Here is a 20579-nt window from a genome sequence, read left to right as displayed (position 1 = left end):
CTCCAGAATAGTTTTACTTAAAACAGAAAATAGTACCTATACGGCTCGGTATCCGCAAATTAAATTAACAAAACTCTCGCTTAGGACAATTTTAATCCTCAAGCAGTTTGATTCTAATAAATTGAGACCTTTCACTCAAGGATCCTTCTTCTCCCCAATACCCATTTATATGGTTTGCCGCGGCATATATATGTCCATCTTTACCCCAAAATAGCAGTTCCTCTTTCCAGGTCGGCATCCATTCTTTAAAACTTACCGAAATCATCGGGATTACTTTCCCTTGTTTCACGTGGAAGAGTTGCAGATCACCTGTCGATTCATAGGGATCAGCGTGCAAAGTCATCAAATATTTTTTGTCAGCAGAAAAGAAGGGATAATCACCACACTCCACGATAAGATGCCCATCCTTTCGGTCAAAAAGGCGTACATCAGCACTTTCCCAATAGTTTCCCGCAACGGCAAAGGCATTCAGAAAATCGTAATGACCCATGTACGAATAGCGAGACTCCAGCTCATTGTCAATATCTTTATCTGTAAAAGTCAGCTTTTTCCCATTTTCTAGCGGTAATTCCAGAATCTTTCCATTTTTAGTATAGGACAGCGTATCCTTGATCATATAATTTTTGGCCGTATTTCGGGCCGCTAAAAACGTTTGTTCATCGATCAACTCCACAAGAAGATATTTATCCAAAGGATGCCCTTTTTCGTAATAGCTTTCTTTTCCGTTCACCGTCTGTGAGACAATGATATTTAAATCCTTAGGTGATATTGTAATTTTATCCTGTTTGCCCAATTTAGATTTTGCCACATATACCTTTTCCCATCGTGTTACATCATTGGCTTCGCCGTTAGCCCCTTTATAATCCCGTTGAACACGATCCATCACAGCAATCCACTCACCTTCTTCAGCGATTACATCCAGTTTTGTACCATAAGGATACTTTCCAAGTGTCGGAGCACTTTCATCCGCGCCCTGACGTAACACCACACCAGCACGGTCGATCACATAGAGGTTTTTCAAGACCTTTGTCTGATCATAGTTGATCGGCAATGGAGGAAATTTCTCCGCTACAGCAGTATTCCTGACTGCGACCGAATCCATTTGAGTAGAATCACCCTTTTGGGTATCCGTCTTCTTCGAACCGTCACCGCAGCCTGACATTCCTATGGAAATAGTCCCACCGACCAGTATACACAGAGGTAAAAATAGCAGTCTTTTCATAAAGGTGAAGATAGCGATTCCTGTGCCGAAAAAAAATACTGGTATTCAGGGGTTCTTACCTCCCCGTATAAATATCAAAAAGCCAGCAGCTTTGGTTCATCGTTATTTGAGTAGCGACCATGGCAATTATTGTCTTTTTCATCCAAAATAATTTTAGCTTTTTCGCCAAAGCGTCTTACGATTCACCTGAAGACCACCATGCATTCTTTTTGCTTTAATTACTGTCAATGTGATAACGATCGCGATCGTCAAAAAGCGGAAAATATTTGCGTACCAGTTTCCTGCTGCAGTATCATCGACATTAAAGAGCATCCAAGCCAGATTCATCAGGATATGTAAAGCAATGGGAACCCAGAGATTAAACCTCCATTCCGTATACAACCAGCCAAACAATACCGATCCTAAAAATGTTGTTGTGAAAATGAGCGCCAATTCCACCGGATCCTGACTTTGATATAAATGCAGTAAGGCAAATACGAAAGACGTCGCCAGGATAGCGGGTATAAAACCCAAGCGCGTATAGCGGTAAACAAGACCAAAAAAATAAGCCCTAAAGATAAGCTCTTCAAAAAATCCAGCAGATACAGTATTAATCATCAAAGAATTGAAATCAGGTTCTTTGATCAAGGAAAACTTAAATGCATACCCGATAAACATCGGGAGTGTTGCCAGCGCACCGATAGCTAGCCCCGAAATAAATGATCCATTCAAACCAGATTTAGAAATCAGGGAGTCCTGATCTTTTGGGTGAAGTAAAAGCGCTCCTATGAACAGGGGGAGTAAGCTAAGTCCATAGGTTGACATATGACCCAAGGTTCTGTTGTGAAGGAGACTGGTCATTTTGGAATGGACAGAAGCAAATAATAATTGATCCAAACCAAAGTAAACCCCGAAAAACAAAAACAAAACAAATAAATTCAAATTTGTGCGATTCATAACTTTTTGGGACAAAACTATAGGACAATCTCAGGACTGAAAAAAATAAGTGGTGGATAGCAAAGATTAGGGACGAATGGCAAACAGCACCTTAGAGTTTATTAAGCCGGTTAATTCACTAAGTAGGGTTTTACCGAATGAAGCATCGAACGGGACACGAAGGCATACTCCTCCATATTTTCAAAACGCAATAGAAACCCTTGCGCATTGCCCTCTTTGCTCAGTATTCTATCGAAGTTAACTAGATATGATCTGTGACAACGGTGGATATTTGCACCTGTCAGCAGCTCGGCTAGCTTCCCCAGCGTAATACGCACGATCTCCTTTTTTACCCTATTACCTTCGTAGAAATAGACTATGCAATAATTATCCATGGATTTGGCAAATATAAAATCCTGTCGACCAAAATATAAAAACTGGCTTCCATTGGCAACACAAACAATAGCGTTGTCATCAGAAGCAACAACATGCTGCTCTGTTAAACCCACCCGAATCGGAGAAGCTGAATTCTGAGACGTGGGATTGGAGATACGCTGTTCAAGTAAGTTCGCTTGTATCGGCAAAACAGCGTCTAGAGAAACAGGATCTGGAAAAACAGAGGGGTGAGAGACGGAGTTCGGTATAAGCGGTTCAGATAAACCCGTCGGCACCAGAGTGGCGAGTCTCTGAGGCGCAGCGTTCGAGACTGGCACGGTGGGTTTCGTCCGATTTGTATGTATAATTGCTAAAAAATAGATCAGTCCAATGGGCACATAGAGTGATAGGGTATAAAGCCCCATATATAGCAAGTTAATCCATTGCATGGGCACTTGACTAACAACCAAACTATTGTACAGAAAATTCAATATTGAAGCTGATAGATATACCAATAGCATACGTACTAACTCCTTTCGCATAGTCCATTCCTTCCTGTCAGGTAATACAAAAGAAGCCAATAGGTAAGAAAAAGCGAAAATAACCCCATAACCGGCCAATAGTAGGTACTTGCTCGTATCTTCGAAATTGTAAGTGCCAAAAGGCTGAAAAATAATTAAAAAAAGGTAACAGGATACTCCCAGCAAAAAAGCATAACTTAGCGACCGCTGGAGTGAAGATATCCCCGGAATGACCTGTTGCCCCTGCCTTAACCATAACGTTAAATTGATCATAATCAGCGACAATTTACTAAAATTTCATCATTTCATATTGTATTTTTCATTCGCGCAGAGACTTTCAAGCTAATTATAACAATTACAGCACCCTGTTTTACGAAGCCCATATCCCGAAAAACCCAATTCCATCGAAGATCTGCCATGGCAGACATAACCTACCCATAACAATAGTTTATAAAACGTTGATATAGCAATTATAGCGCTGTTTAAACCTCTTTTTACATAGCCCTTCTCTGAAAGATACTCTTTTTGTAAAAGGCAGATCATAAAGCTGTTTATTTGATAAACCTATAAACAGCTTTGCTTTTTATTGATTAGTTTTGTGTTTCAACGATAAATTAGAGCATTTCGGTGGCATTATTATTCAACGAGGGACGTCCGGTAGTTAGACTAAGAGCATTTCGTGCTATCGACGATCCCAAAACCTGTGAACGTTTTATAGAAGGGCATGCCCATGTCTTGACAGCAATAGGTGTCAAGAAAGTTACTTCATCCAAAAATGACTGGATGTATAATCCGGCATCATTCGTCCTTATTGTAGAGTCACTTGATGGTGAGAAGGTATATGGAGGAGTTCGGATACATGCTGCTGGAGGGAGTGAGCCACTACCGATAGAACAGGCTACAGGCGCTATGGACGCACGTATCTACGATTTGGTATACGACTACGCACTTCACGGTACCGGAGAAGGCTGTGGTCTATGGAACTCTCGTGAGATCGCAGGCTATGGCATCGGTAGTATCTTCCTCACAAGGGCGGGAGCAGCAATCAGTACACAGATTGGGATCAAATCCCTGTTTGCACTATGTGCTCCATACACAGTAAAACTGGCTGAGAGTGTCGGTTATCGGATAGATACCAGCGTTGGTAACAATGGAACTTTTTACTATCCCAAATTGGATTTATTGGCAACAGTTATGATCATGAGAAATCTGGATACGTTAACCGAAGCCGATCAAGAAAACAAGGAAGCGATATTTTCGCTTCGAAACAATTCCAATATTGTCCGGATAGAAACCTTGCGAAATAAAGAGATTGAAATTCACTATCAAATAGACATTCCCAATTTAGATCGTTGGGATCTTGACGAAGTCATAAAAAATTTGCAACACACATCGGCAGATCTCAAAGCAGATCATCGTAATCTAAATATTTTGTAATGGATACTAAACACTATGGTGCTAATTATTTACAGGACACCGGAGACTTTCTCAAGCAACTAAAAATACATTCCTATAGCCCTTTCAACATAATCAAAGAAGGGGTTGTTGCCGATCTGGGCTGCGGTACCGGAATGGACGCTGTTAACCTTGCAAATATGTTAGGAAACAATGTACAGGTCGTTGGCGTTGACCATGACGCTGTATTGATCGATCATGCCAAGTCGGGGAGCAAAGGCGTCAGCAACGTCAATTTCGTACAGGGCGAAGTATATCAGCTTGGTTTTGAGAATGAGAGCGTTTCGGGCGTACGGATGGAGCGACTTGTTCAGCATCTGACTGCTCCGCAAAACATGTTTCAGGAGGTCTATCGCATATTACGCAAAGGGCAACCCTTGGTTATTGTAGAAACAATATGGAATAGCCTGACTTTTTATACACAACATGTGGATATAGAGGCTAAAATATGTCATTACTTGACAGAAGATAAAGTCAATAACGGTTGGGCAGGCAACAAACTGACAACGGATCTCCTTGCAAATGGATTTCAACAGGTTCAACTGCAAACATTCAATATGGTAACACGTTCTAGGGAAGAAGCTAGCCGTTATTTATTTTTGGATAAAATACTATTGGAGATGTTTGAAAAGGGTAAATTAAGTCAAGCAGAATACGACGATTTCCAGCTAACACTGAACCAATTGGATGAATCTGGCTGTTTTTTAGTCTCCATGAATTTAGTAATTGCTCAAGCTAAAAAATAGTATCCTAAAGATGAAGCGCTGGTTTTTCCTGATCTGCCTTTTTATTTTCGCATGCCTGCCATCACGTGCGCAGCTCACTATTGATCAATCTGGGCAACGGTTGCTGATTGGCCATATGCTCGAGCGCTATACAGGCCCCGAAACCTCAGATTTTTCAACAGTTTCATCATCATCGGCCTTTCAACCGCTAAACAGTGAGGTGCCTAACCTAGGGACATCCCCCGATGCCATCTGGTTACGCCTACCTGTTAAAAATAATACCAAACAAGATTTAGATCTTCTTTTAGAGATTGCCTATCCATTATTGGATGAGATTGAATTGTATAGTCCTAATGAGAATGGTACATATCAATCCATTAGACTGGGAGAACACCAAAATTTCTCACTAAGAAAATACAAAGTCCCCAATTACTTATTTGATATTCATCTGCACTGTCAGTCAGAAAAAGTCTTTTTTCTCCGTATTAAAAGTGTTGAGCAAATCATATTGCCGATCTACCTCAGTAGCGAACGCAAATTTATGGCGCAGATGAATAACGATAGCCTCCTTAGTGGTATTTATATTGGTATCGTGTTTATTATGGCGATATATAACCTTTTTCTGTTTTTTTCTGTCCGGGACAAGGGCTACCTCTATTATGTCCTATATGTTGTTTGTGCAGGGATCACCCAAATGGGTATCAAAGGCTATAGTTTTCAATATTTATGGCCGAACTGGCCCTATTTTGCGACCAAAGGTCCGATTATTTTCGGCTGTTTGTCTGGACTTAGCGCCTTGCTCTTCGCGGGTTCATTTCTCCAATTAGAGAAGAATGCTCCTCGATCAAAACGTATAATCACGATCTTTATCGTATTATTTGCCGTTGGTACCATCCTCGCATTGATCAATCTGACGCAGTTAGCATTTTTTGTGATGCAAGTGACCACCGGTATAGGCTCTTTGTTTGTCCTCTATCTATCCTACCGCATCATGATCAGCGGCTATAGCCCAGCGAAATACTTTGTCTATGGCTGGACAGTCCTATTATTGGGATCCGTAGTGTTTTTGTTAAAGGACTATGGAATATTAGACTACAACAATTTTACCAGCAATTCGGTACAGATCGCTTCAGTTATCGAAATGGCTTTACTTTCATTCGGTCTGGCATACAGTATCAATATACTTAAACAGGAAAAAGATGAGTCCCAAAAACGAGAATTGGCTATTTCTTTGGAAAATCAACAACTTATCCGTGAGCAGAATACGGTTTTAGAACAAAAGGTAGATGAGCGAACACATGAACTGAAAGAATCCAATGCATCGCTGCAGACCACGCTGGCACATCTGAAAGAAGCCCAGTCACAGCTTGTTGAAGCTGAAAAAATGGCTTCTTTAGGACAGTTGACTGCAGGAGTAGCCCACGAGATTAACAATCCGATAAACTTTGTCACCTCCAATGTCGCTCCACTGAAGCGCGATATCAAGATGATCTGGGAAACATTGGACGAAGTCGAACGTGTTGCATTTAATACAGACCTTTCCGATAGCGAAAAACAGTTACAGATCAAAAAATTTAAAGATGATTTGGATATCGGATATCTAAAGACCGAAGTCGATTATCTATTGAAAGGAATGGACGAAGGAGCTCATCGAACAGCTGAAATTGTAAAAAGTTTACGTATCTTTTCTCGTATCGACGAAGACACCTTAAAATTTGCGGATATCAATGAAGGTCTAACGTCCACCATGATCATACTTAACAGTTTGATAAACAATTCGATCGAAGTAGAAAAAAATCTTGGAAATCTACCAAGAATAGAATGTCATGCCGGAAAACTGAATCAGGTATTTCTGAATATTATCACGAACGCGGTGTATGCCATAGACAAAAAATTCGGCGGCAACAGTGGAGGGAAACTACATATTGAAACGGGGCTTACAGCTGATCAATCCGCTATTTATGTTAAAATAGCAGACAATGGTATTGGTATCCCAGAAAGCATTAGAGACCGAATTTTTGAGCCCTTTTTCACGACAAAAGATGTAGGTGAAGGAACAGGATTAGGTATGTCTATTGCCTATAATACCATTGCAAAACATCATGGTAAGATTATTGTAGAATCAGAAGTAGGGGAGGGAACAGCTTTTACATTACACATTCCCATACAACAAACAAATTGATGCCAAAGTAAACCCGAATAGTTCGATAAATTATCATTAATTTCGTTCATTTTGGGAAGATAAACCAGATTATAAAAATTATGCAGACGGAGATTGAAATATTATATATTGATGATGAAGCAAATAACTTGGTTGGTTTTAAAGCAAATTTTAGATACGACTATGTTATTCATACCGCATCAAATACAGCCGAAGCCGAAAAAATACTTCTTTCCAATCCAGATATCCGTGTGATCTTTTGTGATCAGCGTATGCCTGGGGAATTGGGAATAGATTTTCTCCACCGCATCAAAAAAGATTATCCGAAGCCAATCCGTATTCTATTGACCGCTTATGCTGACATGGATACGGTTATAGATGCGATCAATAAGGGCCATATATTTCGGTTCGTTCGCAAACCCTGGATGGGTGAAGAAATTATCTCTGCGATCGAAGAGGCGAATAAATTTTATGTTGCAAATTCACTATTGGAGACAAAGAACCAAGAATTGCAGAAGGCATACGATGAGCTCGATAAATTTGCCTATAGTGTGAGTCATGATTTACGTGACCCGTTGACAGGTGTACTCTCTGCGGTAAAACTAGGACTAGAATTTAACAGTATAGACCGCATTCACGAGTTGCTTACCTTGATGGATAGTTCATTGGTCAGTCTGGACGCCTACATCGATAGCTTACGGGATTATTACCTCTTGCGAAGAGGCGAACTTATGTTATCTGAAATTAATTTCGATGAGCTTTTTGACAATGTTAGACAGTTCTATAAAATGTACACACAAAATAAGGATGTAACATTTGATATCTGCGTAGAGCAGAAAGAACCATTTCATTGCGATAAAGCCATCCTGGAATTAATCTTGCACAATCTGCTGTCTAATGCTTTCAAATATCAGCAAAAAGAGCAGGCAAATCCATTTGTCAAATTATCGGTTGATGTATCTGATCAACAAGCGATCATTGTTGTGAGGGATAATGGTATTGGAATTTCGCCCGAACATATTAGCGATATTTTCAAGTTATTTTTTAGAGGCAGTGACCAGGCCAAAGGAATGGGATTTGGCTTATACAATGTACAGAACGCTCTGCTTAAGCTACAGGGTTCAATCGATGTGCAATCGGCACCAAATACAGGAACAACATTTACAGTTAGGATACCGAGCAAATAAGGTTTGCTATCCTAAAAAAACAGCATTTTTAGGATAGCAGCTTTTGCCGTAGCATAAACTCCAATTGATCATTGGACGTTTCGAGCTGGGCATTCGTTTCAATTATTTTTTGCCGTTCAGTATACACTTCATAAGCACGTTGAATTGTTTCATCGAGCTCCTTCTCACTCCAAGGCTTATTTAGGTAATGAAATATCTTTCCCTTATTAACGGCATCGACCACTGCAGCCATATCGGCATACCCCGTTAAAAGGATGCGCATTGGAGCCGCATCAATTTTTATGACTTCTTCCAAAAATTCTACACCTGTCATTTCAGGCATCCGCTGATCAGTGATAATGATATCAATGGGGTTATTTTTGACAAGTTCTATCGCCTCGGCACCACTGATGGCCGTAAACACCTTATATTTTAATCGAAATGTTGCTTTAAAGGAAAACAGGTTATTCTCCTCATCGTCAACATACAATATCGAAATCTTCTTATTTTTCATAAACTCGTTACCTCCGGTACAAATTTACGGAATAAATCTTCCGGATTAAGTAACAAGAAAGTAGTTTTATGCGATTAGCACTTCTGTCGATAGCCTCATACATTTAATTTTTAGCAGTAATCGTTAGATTTTTAAAGTCCCCGTCCGATGTATGCCCTGTCCAAAATCCCACTTTTCCATCGGTTTTTCCATGTAATGATTGAACCTGAAGTGCTGGGGTAGTATCCGAATTAAAATAAATTTTGATCGTTTGTCCGATTACAACGAGCTTTACATGAAACCAATTGTTAGGGTCCACCACAGATGTTATGGGTGCTTCGTATTTATCGGGAAACTGCTTTCTCAGATAGGGCCAGTCATTTGTTGGTAGCGCAATATACTGCACCGCATGTTTCTTTCTTATCTGATCCTTTGCATAAAAATTAAATGGGCGGAAATATACGGCTTCGTAAGTTGTATCATTAACCCCGTGAAATGCTATTCCCACAAAGCTCTGTTGCAACAGGTCTTTTCCTCTGACATCGAATTCGATATAACCATTTTTAAAAGAACTATCTTTTATCCATGCGATACCAGCATTGGGCCGACCATTCATATGGACGACAGGTGCTCCTGTACTGTCCTTTTCTACGGTCACTGTCCTGTTGACCGGATATAAATTATCCAAAGATAAATTTGTTTTGACGGGCTCCTGTCCTGATGCTAGAGACAGCAAAGAAAAGAGTAAACCCAAGCAGCATGTAATTTTAAATTTAATCATATTGTTAAAAGATTTGATGTTTATATTAGGTATTGCAAAATATACTTTGATAAAGATAGTTCACAATGGATATATCCTGAATTCATAGCTTGTTCAAATTTGTGCAAGTTTAATCGCGATTAAATATGACTGAAAATCAACACCATATCAACAAATGCAAAAAGCTCATCGAAGAAAAAGTCGGGTGGGGAAGTAGCGCAGGTTGGCAATCGCAGGATTTTGATAACCTAAGTGAATTGATTTATAAGGAAACCAATGTTGTCCTCAGCACAAGCACCCTCAAAAGAATCTGGGGAAAGGTACAATACAATAGCAATCCCAATTTAAGCACACTAGATGCTTTAGCCAAATTTTCGGGATTCTCCAATTGGCGCACACTAACATCTTCCATCCCCTTCGCTGATCAAAACAATAAAGAGGAGCTCAAGAGAAGACCTCATGCTAAAATAGTATATGGCTGCCTTATCCTGTTAATATTAACAGGATTTCTGATAGGGATCAATAGATTTCAAGGAAAATCAACGAATGAATTATCCTATCATAAAATCAGCTTTAGTAGTAAACCTGTGACGACAGGGGTACCCAATACTGTCATATTCGAGTACGATGCAAGTCATTCCAATGCAGACAGTGTCTTTATTCAACAAAACTGGGATTCAAAAAGAAGGATAAAAGTCGATAAAAACCGTCATCAACACGCCAGTACCTATTACCGTCCAGGATATTACCGGGCAAAATTGGTCCTCAATGACTCTATTGTCAAAGAGCATGATATTTTTATAGAATCCGAAGATTGGATGGGCTTCGTAACGAAGGAACCTATTCCAATGTATTTGCCCAAGGAAATGATTGATCATGGGGAGTGGCAGGGGCTGAAACAACAGGATATACCACAAAGTACCAATAACTACAATTCTGAAATACCGGAATTTGTATTAACACAGGTTTCCAGGGGATGGAATATCGACAGTAAAAATTTCACTCTATCCCTAGCCATTCAGAATACATATCAGCAACTTAATGCTCCATGCCAACAAAGTGGAATAACACTCTTGGGAACGGATGGGATAATTATGATTCCACTCTCCAAACCAGGCTGTGTCGGCGAACTCCAATTGTGGATTGGAGAACAATTATTGGATGGGACCTCCAACAATCTATCTGCTTTTGGAGTTGACTTCTCTTCACCTGTATCAGTCAAATGTGTATCTAAACTGGGGAATATTAAGATAGAACTGAATGACAAACTCGCCTATCAGGGATTGTTTCCTACCGGAATCGGGAAGATTGTTGGTGTCCGAGTTTTCTTTCAGGGGTCTGGACTTATCAAATCATTTGATATCCGTGATACAGCTGTATTACCCCATTAGAACTTAACCAAACACTGAATAGTAATTATACTTAACATCCCTCTTCGTTGCATCTAAATGTAAAATTTGGACAGCTTTAGTTCTATTTCTTAAGCAAACAAATTTTCCTATTCAGTTATTTAGGGTTTACGACGAAGGTCCAGATCTTGAAAATCAAAGCTAAAATCAATATTTGGAGAAATCCCTTTCATTTTGATGCTTTCGGCCTTTCCTTCTTTATTTAAGGTGAAGGTTGCAAGTACATCACAGTTCATGTCCTGATAATCCCATCGGATAGCGAAAATATCTTTCTCATACATATGCATTACACCATTTAATTTGGGAGATCGAACACTGCGGATCCGAAGTTCCTTATCTTTTAGATAGACTTGTACTTCACCAAACCAGCGATCAGAATAGGAACCAATATATTTCTGAATATCAACCTTCTGTTTTTTTAGCGAATCTACCTTCGCCCATACTTTTGTTGTTGCCTCATCATCCTTACCTTTGTTTTGCGCAAGGAAATTGACACCCATGTCGACCCATTTCAGTTCACTTAAGCCTAAATACTTATCCAAAATAGCGTTTATTACAGCATGATTAAGTGCCCCTCCGGAGTGATCTGAATTATTTAGTATAGTAATACCCAAGTTCAGATCTGGCACCAATATCACCTCAGAATGCATTCCTGGTACATATCCAGAATGTGAAACAACCATACAACCATTTTTATCTGTAAGAAACCAACCGAGCCCATAACCTAAGAAATGTGATTTATAGCGTTTTGATTCCTCTGCCCCCAATGGTGTATGAATTGTCCACATCCGTTTGCTATTGGCTGCAGAGAATAAGGTTGAATCTAAATTATGTCCGTATTTTCCTCGATTCAATTGAACAGACATCCACTTGGTCATGTCAGCAACATTTGAGTAGATTCCCCCTGCTGCTGCGGATTCACTGTTTTCGAAAAAATTTATCCTTTTCACTTTATTGGCTATCAAACTATGCGGGCTAGCAGTATTCTCATCTTTCAGCATGGACTTTTTATCCACTTTTGAGCGATTCATTCCCAAAGGCATCAAAATACGGTTTTCGACAAACGTTCCAAAAGGTTGTCCGCTCACACGATGGATTACCTCTCCAGCGACAATATAAAGTAAATTATCGTAGTCAAATTGAGTCCGAAATGCGGAAACGGGTTTAAAATATTGAAAAACTTTTACGACATCCTTTGCATCAAAATCTCCCCCATCCGGAAAGAACATGAGATCGCCAACACCAAGTCCAAGTCCACTGCGATGAGTCAACAGATCAGCAATATTCATGTTTTCGGTGACATAATCGTTATACATCTTAAACTCCGGAATGTGATCCTTTACTTTATCCTCCAAGGTAATCTTTCCCTCTTCAACCAAAATTGCCAATGCGACCACGGTAAAAGCTTTGGACGTGCTAGCTATCTGAAAGTTAGTATACTCATTAACAAGGAATGGTGCATCTATATCGCGGGTTCCATATCCTTTTTGAATGACTACTTTTCCATCTTTGACAATTGCGATGGCTGCACCCGTTACCTCTAACTTGGCCAATGCGGACTTCATAAGCGAGTCTACCTGAAGCGCTGTTACCTGAGCAATGATTTGCATTGATATTCCAAGGTTGATCAATGCCGTAAATAGAAATCGTTTAAAAATCTTCATGTCATATTTAATATGGATACATCCAGTTTACAATATCATGGTCAGTACTCCTTTTTTAAGGAGAAATTGCAATATTCTAATTTACATTAATTATGGGTTTATTTATTATCGATCGAGGCTTACTTACGTAGAAAGTAACGGGTTTCTATTCAATTCTCGAATCTTTTTCCAGTTCTTTGGTTTGTTTTGCTGAGAAAGATTTTCCAAAATTGTAACTCTAACTAAGTTTTAGATACCTTGAGGTCAGTTTATTGATAGATTCTATTGAAAGCACATTATTATTCTTTATCGCCATAATTCCAATCAACACCGAAAAGCACTAAAAATTTTACAACTCTTTTCCATAATTATGTAATAGCACAAACCTCTAGTATACTGACCTTTACTACATATAAATTGAACAACATAACCTCCAATAGAAAAAAATGGCCAATTTATTCAATTTTAAGCCGGGTCTAACAGCGACAAAACCAGAAAAGAAGATACACAGCACTGCGATAGTATTTATTTTTATCACCCTCACAATTGATGTCATTGGTTTTGGCCTTATCATACCGGTAATGCCCAAGTTGATTGCAACGCTTAAAAATATTTCCATTAGGCAAGCCAGTCTTTGGGGCGGTTATTTACTTACAGTATATGCCATTATGCAAATTGCTTTTTCACTTCTTATACGAAACCTGAGCGACAAGTACGGTATGCGACCGATAATACTTATTGCACTACTCGGCTTTTTTGCCGATTATATGTTCCCACGATTGGGAAATGAAAAAAACGTGTACTTAGGTTTACTTTTGTATGCACTAGGTATGATATTGTTAGCCATTGCTACCCAAAGTTGGATGCTTTATGCTTTTTTGATCCCTTATGTACTAGGGAACATTGCTTATCCCACTTTACAGTCACTAATATCGGACAGGTACCACCCAACGAACAGGGTGCGCTACAACGTGGACTGAATAGTATTATGAGCCTTGCGGCAATCTTTGGCCCCCTGATGATGACGCAGACTTTTTATTATTTCAGCCAGGGCGACGCGCCAATACATTTTCTCGGCACCCCTTTTATTTGGGGGCATTGCTGATGCTGTCCAGCGCGCTATTAGCCTATTATTTTTTGCACTACAGGAAAGGAAGGCGATAATTTTCCAATAAACAAAAAAAGCCATCCTACATTTGTAAAACGGCTTTTTTTGACAGTGACCCCGCTGAGGCTCGAACTCAGGACCCACAGATTAAGAGTCTGTTGCTCTACCAACTGAGCTACGAAGTCATTCGATAAATCAAATGTAAGATTCACCAAAGAGAAAGTCAAGTATAAAAGTAGATTTTTTATTCTTTGCCTTTCATTTTTTGCGCCATTGCTTCGATCGCTTTGGATGTGCGTTCGTACATTGGCTCTACAAATTCATATAACATCTTATAACTGTCAAAAACCTCCTCTGCAAAGTCTAGATTCGACATATACGGACCAGATATTTCCTGATAAGCTTCCAAAAAAGCCTGCTGATCATCATCGACAGAAACAATATTGGCGGGTTCAAAATTTTCGTAAACAAATGGAGGTAAAATCGGCATACACTAATATTTATTCATCTTAGGAATGTCCTCTTACTCCATAGGAGCAGCTATCTTCCCCATGATCATCGGCCTGACCTCCATCTCTATCGGTTTTTTTATCGCTGTTTTAGCGCCCTTTTTTAAAGGGATGACAACAGTTCGATAGCCGATCATTTCTGCCCGAAGTTCCTGATTCTTGTTCAAGAGCGATTGAGGTACCCAGAGTTGAAAATTACCTTTTTCATCAGCCTGTGTATGGTAGTTTCCTATGGTCACATTGGTACCCTTCATACTTTCCCCGCCAGCAGCACATACAATTTTTCCTGCAATCTTTACTTTACTGCTATCCTGATTTGATGATACCTGCCTGTTGTTACCTCGAAGGTTTGAATTTATTTTTCCCCCGGCAGATTTACTTGTTCCATCTCCCTTCAATTGGACCACAATCACTTCTCCAGTCGTCTTATTATTAATACGAGGCTCTGGATTTGGTTGCTTTCCGACAGTTTTACTTGCCCCTTTTGATTGTACCACAGCGACTTCTCCCGTTGTGAAGGTCTTCTGCGCCTGTGCAGTATGAAAACTCAATGAACCGATCAACATCAGTCCTGCAGCAATACCACTCCATCGATTACGCCATAGCGGATTTTTTGCAAAGGAAACACTGGCATCCAGTTCACGTAACAGCTGATCTTCATAAAATCGGCCACAAAGCCCTTTACTGGATTTTTTGATCTGATCTACAATTTCCTGATCGCTCATCTCCGAGAAATCAACGACTACCTTTTCACACTTGCCACAAAAGCGTCCCTGTTCCTGTGCTGTCATTTTACCCCAATCTGCTGTGCAGGATTCTTTTACTTGTAATATGATCTTTTCCATGTCTATGTCTTTATGTTTGGTAAGGGATGCACAAAAATTCAAGATTCCACAAGGGCAGAATAAAATAATTTTAAATAGCTGTAAAGAGGGAATAAGGGAAAACAAGTAAAAAAAACAGGCTGCATCCGGAAAAAGGTCGGACACAGCCTGTTCACAATATATATTATCGCTTTCAAATCAACTTTGGAAGCTGTTTTTCGAAATCGCCTTTCGATATAGTCTTGCTACAAGCTGGAGCCCCCCAGCATGTAGCCATTTATTCATGCTACCGCATTATTTAAGATCAGCTAGGATTTCCTTTATTGCACGCTCTAGCTGCGGATCTTTATTTTCCATACGGTCCTGCACTGTATTTTTCACAAAAATATCCGGTGCAACGCCCGTCTGCTCCAGATCTTGACCATCTAGGGTATAACATCCCCAGGAAGGTAAACGGTAAAAAGAGCCATCGACCAATCCTTTACCGGAGGTAAAAATAATCCAGCGGTAGGTTTCGTTACCGATAATTTTACCCAGTTTCAATGCTTTGAACCCCGCTGCGGTCATCTCCGCATCACTCAGCGATTGCTCATTGATCAACAGCACGATCGGCTTGGATGCAGGCGCAAAATTACTTTGCGGTGCACGCTTTCCTCCACGATATTGCCATTGTAGGTAAGGGCGCTGCGACAAAAAGCGCAATACCTCATCATGCACATTTCCACCGGTATTATAACGTAAGTCTAAGATGATACCTTGCTTGTTATTTTCCTGCTCGGCCATATCGATGAGAAAACGTTGCAATTCGCCCCCCGACATATTCTTCATGTGCGAATAGGCGATCTTATTATCACTCAGTTTATCCACACGACTGCGATTATCCCTGATCCATTCATCATAAATCAGTTCCCTAAAAGCCGTACTGGAAGCAGGTCGTACATTCGTTTGAACCTCTTTTCCATTACGGCTCAAAGTCAGCTGAATTTCCTCTTCCAATGATGGCCAGGTAAAATAGCTGTCCCGATCTGCTGCAGTATTCAATTTAACACCATTGACCGCAACCAGCACATCTCCTTCTTTGATATCCACCTCTTTCTTAGCCGCTGGTCCATTGGTCACAATGCGAATGATTTTATAAGGATTCTGGCTATCATATTCCACGCCGATTTCGTTGGTCACAAAACCAAATGGTTTACGCTCTTCAGCTCCCATTGAACTGAAGCCCAGGTGTGATGAGTTTAGCTCACCCAACATATCATTCAGGAGAATACGCAGGTCATTCCGATCGTTGATGCCGGGCAGATATTTTTCGTATTTCTTTTTGGTTGCCGTCCAGTCTACCCCGTGGAAATTGCTGTCATAAAAATTCTCTTCCAGATTGGCCCAAGTCTCATAAAACATCTGGTTAAACTCTTTCTCCAGATCTCTATTAAATTTATAGCTCATGGTAATTGCATCGAGTTTGTTTCCCTCCAGGCTGTATTTCTGTATGATACCACGGTTAAGCACAAAATACTTGCCCGCCGATTCCTGTACCTGTCCCATGCCGCCTTCAATTACTTTTTCTGTTTTTGGAGCAGTGAACGGTTCATATACTGTACGATAAGCACTGAACTTGCCCTCATGGTCAGACCCATAGAAGACATAGGTCTTGTCTGCCTTTTGGATCACCAAAGGGTTATATTGTGTCCCAAATGCAGGGCTGACTTGCTCAATACGATCCCGCAAACCCTCAAGATCAAGCTGTACCAAGACGGTTTTCTTTGGTTCTGCACTAGGAGCTGTCGGCTTATTCTTATCTGTATTGGCCTTGCTCTTATCCTTGGCATCGTTTTCTTTTTTAGGCGCTGTCGGCTTATTTGCGACCGAATCTTTTTTTACTGCCGGTTGAGCAAATAATTCATCAAACTTTGTACTGCGATAAGGTTGGTCAAAATTAGTCAGCGCCATACGGAAGATGCTCGAATTTTGCATTCCGGTAGGGTATGAGGGCTTTGTTCTATTACTTGCAAAATAAATATACTTGCCATCTGGCGACCAATAAGGGCTGGTCTCGGAGACACCGGTATTGGTCAGGTTGGTCGTTTGTCCACTCTTGAGGTTATGGACAAAGATGTCCTGCTCAAAATTACGCATTGCGGTAAATAACAAATAATTGCCGTCTGGCGAAAATGAGGGTGAAGAATTTTGGAATCCCCAGATTTCGTCTTTGACTACGGTCTGGCTCTTGAGACTACCTAGATCCAAGGTACGTACCTCATCACGGCCGCTTAGGTACACCGCTTTTGTCCGGTCGGCATTAAAGGTAATATCACGGTTGTTGCGAAGATCTTGGGTCAGCTGTTTCACTTCACCTTTTCCATCCGCAGTGCGGGAAAACCAATTTTGATAGCCTTGGAATGTTTGGCTATAGAGTAAGGTTTTGCTATCCTTAAGCCATTTGACCTCCATGACGCGCTCTCCCTGCCCGGACATCTGACGGACAAACTTGCCCTCGCTATCGGAAACAAAAAGCTCTCCTCGGGATACAAAAGCTATTTTTTTGCCATCAGGCGAGACATCGAAATTACTGATATTACCCGAAATATTGAATTCCTTTAGCTTGCCGAGGACCTGATTGCGGTTTAAAGCAATATTGGGTTGTGTCGTTTTCTTTCCGTTGACATCGTAAATATAGAGCTGATAACCCTTTTCAAATACGATCTTTTCGCCGTTTGCTGACACAAAGGGTCGTTTAATGGATTCAGGAAAATTTGTCAGCGCAGTCTTGGTCTTACCGTTGAGCTGATACAGGTTGTATTCCCCGTTGTTTTCATCCGAAACGTAATATATCGTTCCTTTTTGGTCTATCGTTGGCCATAGGTCTTTTCCGACGTAGTCTGTATATTGTTGAAAGACTTTTGTTTTGGGATTATAGGAGCGGATATCTGGGTTGAACGCTCCTTTATAGCGCTTGCGGTTTGCCGAACTATATCCTTCCCAGCTATCGTTGAACAGAAGCTCTCCTGATGGTGTAGGAACGATCCCGCTGATGTAATTAAAAAAATGTGGAAATAGCCTTGTTGCCGTTCCGCCATCTACTGAGACCTGGTAACCTCCCATACGATTATAACGTGTCGAAGTAAAATAGAGTGTTTTACTGTCCCAGCTCCAGCTATCCACTTCATCCGAAGCATCATGCGCGGTCAATTGACGGATGTCTCCTCCCGCTAAGGGCATGACATAGACGTCCATATTCCCGTTTTGATTGGCCGAGAATGCTAACCATTTGCCATCTGGAGAGATTCGGGGATTGATCTCATTACCTTCCATACCAGTAAGCCGGACAGCAACCCCACCTTGGCTTGCTACTTTCCAAAGATCACCTTCATAACTGAATACCATCTCTTTCCCATCGGGCGTTAATGCGGGATGAGACAAGAATGTCGGTTGCTGCGCAACAACATAAGCAGTTCCGCCATAGGCCAGAACTGCACTCAAAAGCAGTTTTTTTATCATTATATCTAGGAGGCTAATAATTGTTTGCCTTTAACAAAAATAGAATAGCTTATTGAAAAACTATTGAAGTATTGCGAATTTTACAATTTTATTGAATTTAGCACCATGTTAATCGGTCCTGTTTGAACATCTTCGTATATTTAATGTAAAGTAGGGGAGATGTGTTCAACATATGGCACCTGATCATAGTCGAGATAAGCAAGGTTTGAATCAGGTACAGACAACACATAGAACGCTGATAATAAACAATTTAAAGCAAACTTATTTATCTCGACAAATGGACGAAGATAATTATCGCGACATATCTGCACCGAAAGCAAAACGAAGGAAGATAATTAGCGTCATTCATGAAGACGATTATCACCTGACTTTAATTGCCGATGACACGCTCGCTCAGCTTAACGAGCTTTTTTCGGTTAAGGCCGGGCCGTCGAATTTCTTTATCGATCCTGTCGTAAAATGGAATACTTATCCGTAACTTCGCACGCTCAAATCAAATACTATGAACGCAACGTTAACTCTCTCAGAAGAAGATCTTTACAATAAGCGCAATCGCATACGGATTGCAGTATCACTTTTCTTTTTTTGTCAGGGTATTGCTTTCGCGTCCTGGGCTAGTCGCATCCCTGTCATCAAGGAGCGCCTCCATTTGAGCGAAGGACAACTAGGAACAATCCTTTTGATGCTTCCTGTGGGACAACTGGCGACAATGGCTCTTTCCGGGAAGTTGGTTACCAAATATGGTAGCGCCAAAGTCCTAAGTATCGTGCCGATTGCTTATGCATTGGTCCTGTGCTCCATCGCTTTTGCCCAAAATGCTTGGCAACTGGGGGTTATTCTATTTCTTTTTGGTGTTACAGGTAATATGTGCAATATTTCGGTCAATACACAAGGAGTAGCTACGGAGCAGATCTATAAAAAGTCTATTATGACGTCTTTCCATGGCGCCTGGAGTATTGCTGGTTTTACAGGAGCGCTCGTTGGACTGCTGACCATGAATCTTGGTCTGGATACGCTACCCCATTTCTTGATTATATTGGCTTTCGTCACGGCCAATACATTGATTAATCAGCGGTATCTCGTTCCGGGAAAATCGCCGCAGAAAGAAAAGCGGAGTTTTTTTTCCAAACCGGAGGGAAGCCTTTTGCAACTGGGCATCATTGGATTTTTCAGTATGGCAACCGAAGGAGCCATGTTTGACTGGAGCGGGGTATACTTTAAGGAAATTGTACACGCTCCCGAAAAATTCGTTGTCGTGGGCTATGCCTCTTTTATGATCATGATGGCTATAGGCCGTTTTGTAGGTGATGGTGTAATTCGCAAACTGGGACGCAAAAGAACCTTACAATATAGTGGAATCCTGATGTTTGTGGGCATGATGACCTCGGTTGTTTTTCCTCAATTTATTGTATGTACCCTTGCTTTTATGCTTGTGGGAATCGGTGTTGCCTGTAATGTACCGTCTATCTATAGTATCGCTGGCCAAAACAAAAATGTACCATCGGGCGTGGCATTGGCCATGGTTTCCAGCATTAGCTATCTTGGTTTTTTAATGGGACCGCCGCTGATCGGTTATATCGCAGAGGTCTTTAGTCTCCGTTATTCTTACGGCGTTTTCGCCTGCTTCGGATTACTTATGTTTGGCATGGTCGGAAGACTATCGCTATTTAAGGAAACACAATCTAATTAGTAACTTTATAGACTTTAGATCGGCTATTTTTAGTATGTATCTCTGTCTTCAACCTCCGCTATTTCATTGGTGTTTTACCACCATTCCCTGTGGTGTTTTCGTCCA

General features: G+C 40.7%; 17 protein-coding genes and 1 tRNA gene. 8 read left to right on the top strand and 10 right to left on the bottom strand.

All coding sequences use genetic code 11. The annotated features are described in order from the left end of the window. Positions 1–91 precede the first annotated feature (91 nt). The 3 genes from ABFX33_RS12185 to ABFX33_RS12175 all read right to left on the bottom strand — a co-directional run bounded on the left by ABFX33_RS12185 (position 92) and on the right by ABFX33_RS12175 (position 3306). Entirely contained in the window at positions 92–1222 is a 1131-nt protein-coding gene (locus ABFX33_RS12185) for an SH3 domain-containing protein (RefSeq protein WP_346086268.1), read from the bottom strand. A 153-nt stretch (positions 1223–1375) separates the two neighbouring features. Further along, positions 1376–2158, bottom strand: coding sequence for a CPBP family intramembrane glutamic endopeptidase (locus ABFX33_RS12180; protein ID WP_346086267.1), 783 nt, complete (start codon positions 2156–2158; stop codon positions 1376–1378). A gap of 110 nt (positions 2159–2268) precedes the next feature. After that, the gene (locus ABFX33_RS12175) at positions 2269–3306 is read right to left on the bottom strand and encodes a LytTR family DNA-binding domain-containing protein (RefSeq protein ID WP_346086266.1); all 1038 of its coding nucleotides are present in this window, start codon (positions 3304–3306) and stop codon (positions 2269–2271) included. A gap of 354 nt (positions 3307–3660) precedes the next feature. Here ABFX33_RS12175 and ABFX33_RS12170 point away from each other — a divergent pair, with 354 nt between their 5' ends. The 4 genes from ABFX33_RS12170 (at position 3661) to ABFX33_RS12155 (ending at position 8561) form a co-directional block, all read left to right on the top strand. Continuing rightward, positions 3661–4470: a hypothetical protein gene (locus ABFX33_RS12170; RefSeq protein ID WP_346086265.1), complete on the top strand. Its 810-nt coding sequence runs from the start codon at positions 3661–3663 to the stop codon at positions 4468–4470. Next, positions 4470–5234 (top strand): methyltransferase domain-containing protein, encoded by a 765-nt coding sequence (locus ABFX33_RS12165; protein WP_257096130.1) that lies wholly within the window; start codon positions 4470–4472, stop codon positions 5232–5234. The genes ABFX33_RS12170 and ABFX33_RS12165 overlap by 1 nt, the downstream gene beginning before the upstream one ends. Before the next feature lie 10 nt (positions 5235–5244). Then, positions 5245–7395 (top strand): sensor histidine kinase, encoded by a 2151-nt coding sequence (locus ABFX33_RS12160; protein ID WP_346086264.1) that lies wholly within the window; start codon positions 5245–5247, stop codon positions 7393–7395. An 80-nt stretch (positions 7396–7475) separates the two neighbouring features. Continuing rightward, on the top strand, positions 7476–8561 hold the full coding sequence (locus ABFX33_RS12155; protein ID WP_346086263.1) for an ATP-binding protein: 1086 nt from the start codon (positions 7476–7478) through the stop codon (positions 8559–8561). A gap of 28 nt (positions 8562–8589) precedes the next feature. Here ABFX33_RS12155 and ABFX33_RS12150 read toward each other — a convergent pair whose 3' ends face one another. Next, a complete protein-coding gene (locus ABFX33_RS12150; protein ID WP_120261335.1) occupies positions 8590–9054 on the bottom strand; it encodes a response regulator in 465 nt (154 codons plus the stop codon). Between the two features lie 103 nt (positions 9055–9157). Continuing rightward, complete coding sequence (locus ABFX33_RS12145) at positions 9158–9814, bottom strand: 3-keto-alpha-glucoside-1,2-lyase-like domain-containing protein (RefSeq protein ID WP_257096117.1); 657 nt, start codon at positions 9812–9814, stop codon at positions 9158–9160. Positions 9815–9939: 125 nt separating this feature from the next. On the opposite strand from ABFX33_RS12145, the gene ABFX33_RS12140 reads away from it, so the two are divergent. Continuing rightward, on the top strand, positions 9940–11184 hold the full coding sequence (locus ABFX33_RS12140; protein WP_346086262.1) for a hypothetical protein: 1245 nt from the start codon (positions 9940–9942) through the stop codon (positions 11182–11184). A 119-nt stretch (positions 11185–11303) separates the two neighbouring features. On the opposite strand, the gene ABFX33_RS12135 is transcribed toward ABFX33_RS12140, so the two are convergent. Then, the gene (locus tag ABFX33_RS12135) at positions 11304–12866 is read right to left on the bottom strand and encodes a serine hydrolase (RefSeq protein WP_346086261.1); all 1563 of its coding nucleotides are present in this window, start codon (positions 12864–12866) and stop codon (positions 11304–11306) included. Between the two features lie 425 nt (positions 12867–13291). On the opposite strand from ABFX33_RS12135, the gene ABFX33_RS12130 reads away from it, so the two are divergent. Further along, positions 13292–13825 carry an MFS transporter gene (locus tag ABFX33_RS12130; RefSeq protein WP_346086260.1) on the top strand — a complete coding sequence of 178 codons (534 nt, stop codon included), beginning with the start codon at positions 13292–13294 and terminating at the stop codon, positions 13823–13825. 240 nt (positions 13826–14065) lie between these two features. Here ABFX33_RS12130 and ABFX33_RS12125 read toward each other — a convergent pair. The 4 genes from ABFX33_RS12125 to ABFX33_RS12110 form a co-directional block, all read right to left on the bottom strand. Then, positions 14066–14138: transfer RNA gene (locus ABFX33_RS12125), tRNA-Lys, on the bottom strand. A gap of 59 nt (positions 14139–14197) precedes the next feature. Further along, complete coding sequence (locus ABFX33_RS12120) at positions 14198–14443, bottom strand: hypothetical protein (protein WP_346086259.1); 246 nt, start codon at positions 14441–14443, stop codon at positions 14198–14200. A gap of 33 nt (positions 14444–14476) precedes the next feature. Continuing rightward, on the bottom strand, positions 14477–15307 hold the full coding sequence (locus tag ABFX33_RS12115; protein WP_346086258.1) for a peptidase associated/transthyretin-like domain-containing protein: 831 nt from the start codon (positions 15305–15307) through the stop codon (positions 14477–14479). A 273-nt stretch (positions 15308–15580) separates the two neighbouring features. Next, positions 15581–18766, bottom strand: coding sequence for a S41 family peptidase (locus tag ABFX33_RS12110; RefSeq protein WP_346086257.1), 3186 nt, complete (start codon positions 18764–18766; stop codon positions 15581–15583). Positions 18767–18956: 190 nt separating this feature from the next. Between ABFX33_RS12110 and ABFX33_RS12105 the strand changes: the two genes are divergently transcribed. After that, positions 18957–19262, top strand: coding sequence for a hypothetical protein (locus ABFX33_RS12105; RefSeq protein WP_257096065.1), 306 nt, complete (start codon positions 18957–18959; stop codon positions 19260–19262). A gap of 24 nt (positions 19263–19286) precedes the next feature. Beyond that, positions 19287–20474: an MFS transporter gene (locus ABFX33_RS12100; RefSeq protein ID WP_346086256.1), complete on the top strand. Its 1188-nt coding sequence runs from the start codon at positions 19287–19289 to the stop codon at positions 20472–20474. Positions 20475–20579: the final 105 nt, after the last annotated feature.

This window comes from Sphingobacterium ginsenosidimutans, assembly GCF_039536865.1.
Taxonomy (GTDB): Bacteria; Bacteroidota; Bacteroidia; order Sphingobacteriales; family Sphingobacteriaceae; genus Sphingobacterium; species Sphingobacterium detergens.
The sequence above is the reverse complement of the archived record's forward strand: the minus strand, read 5'-3'. Positions and strand labels throughout refer to the sequence as shown.

Excerpts from the sequence above, each read along its gene's own strand:
- ABFX33_RS12185 (WP_346086268.1), bottom strand. The coding sequence starts at position 1,222 with ATGAAAAGACTGCTATTTTTACCTCTGTGTATACTGGTCGGTGGGACT.
- ABFX33_RS12180 (WP_346086267.1), bottom strand. The coding sequence starts at position 2,158 with ATGAATCGCACAAATTTGAATTTATTTGTTTTGTTTTTGTTTTTCGGG.
- ABFX33_RS12175 (WP_346086266.1), bottom strand. The coding sequence starts at position 3,306 with ATGATCAATTTAACGTTATGGTTAAGGCAGGGGCAACAGGTCATTCCG.
- ABFX33_RS12165 (WP_257096130.1), top strand. The coding sequence starts at position 4,470 with ATGGATACTAAACACTATGGTGCTAATTATTTACAGGACACCGGAGAC.
- ABFX33_RS12160 (WP_346086264.1), top strand. The coding sequence starts at position 5,245 with ATGAAGCGCTGGTTTTTCCTGATCTGCCTTTTTATTTTCGCATGCCTG.
- ABFX33_RS12155 (WP_346086263.1), top strand. The coding sequence starts at position 7,476 with ATGCAGACGGAGATTGAAATATTATATATTGATGATGAAGCAAATAAC.
- ABFX33_RS12150 (WP_120261335.1), bottom strand. The coding sequence starts at position 9,054 with ATGAAAAATAAGAAGATTTCGATATTGTATGTTGACGATGAGGAGAAT.
- ABFX33_RS12145 (WP_257096117.1), bottom strand. The coding sequence starts at position 9,814 with ATGATTAAATTTAAAATTACATGCTGCTTGGGTTTACTCTTTTCTTTG.
- ABFX33_RS12140 (WP_346086262.1), top strand. The coding sequence starts at position 9,940 with ATGACTGAAAATCAACACCATATCAACAAATGCAAAAAGCTCATCGAA.
- ABFX33_RS12135 (WP_346086261.1), bottom strand. The coding sequence starts at position 12,866 with ATGAAGATTTTTAAACGATTTCTATTTACGGCATTGATCAACCTTGGA.
- ABFX33_RS12130 (WP_346086260.1), top strand. The coding sequence starts at position 13,292 with ATGGCCAATTTATTCAATTTTAAGCCGGGTCTAACAGCGACAAAACCA.
- ABFX33_RS12120 (WP_346086259.1), bottom strand. The coding sequence starts at position 14,443 with ATGCCGATTTTACCTCCATTTGTTTACGAAAATTTTGAACCCGCCAAT.
- ABFX33_RS12115 (WP_346086258.1), bottom strand. The coding sequence starts at position 15,307 with ATGGAAAAGATCATATTACAAGTAAAAGAATCCTGCACAGCAGATTGG.
- ABFX33_RS12105 (WP_257096065.1), top strand. The coding sequence starts at position 18,957 with ATGGCACCTGATCATAGTCGAGATAAGCAAGGTTTGAATCAGGTACAG.
- ABFX33_RS12100 (WP_346086256.1), top strand. The coding sequence starts at position 19,287 with ATGAACGCAACGTTAACTCTCTCAGAAGAAGATCTTTACAATAAGCGC.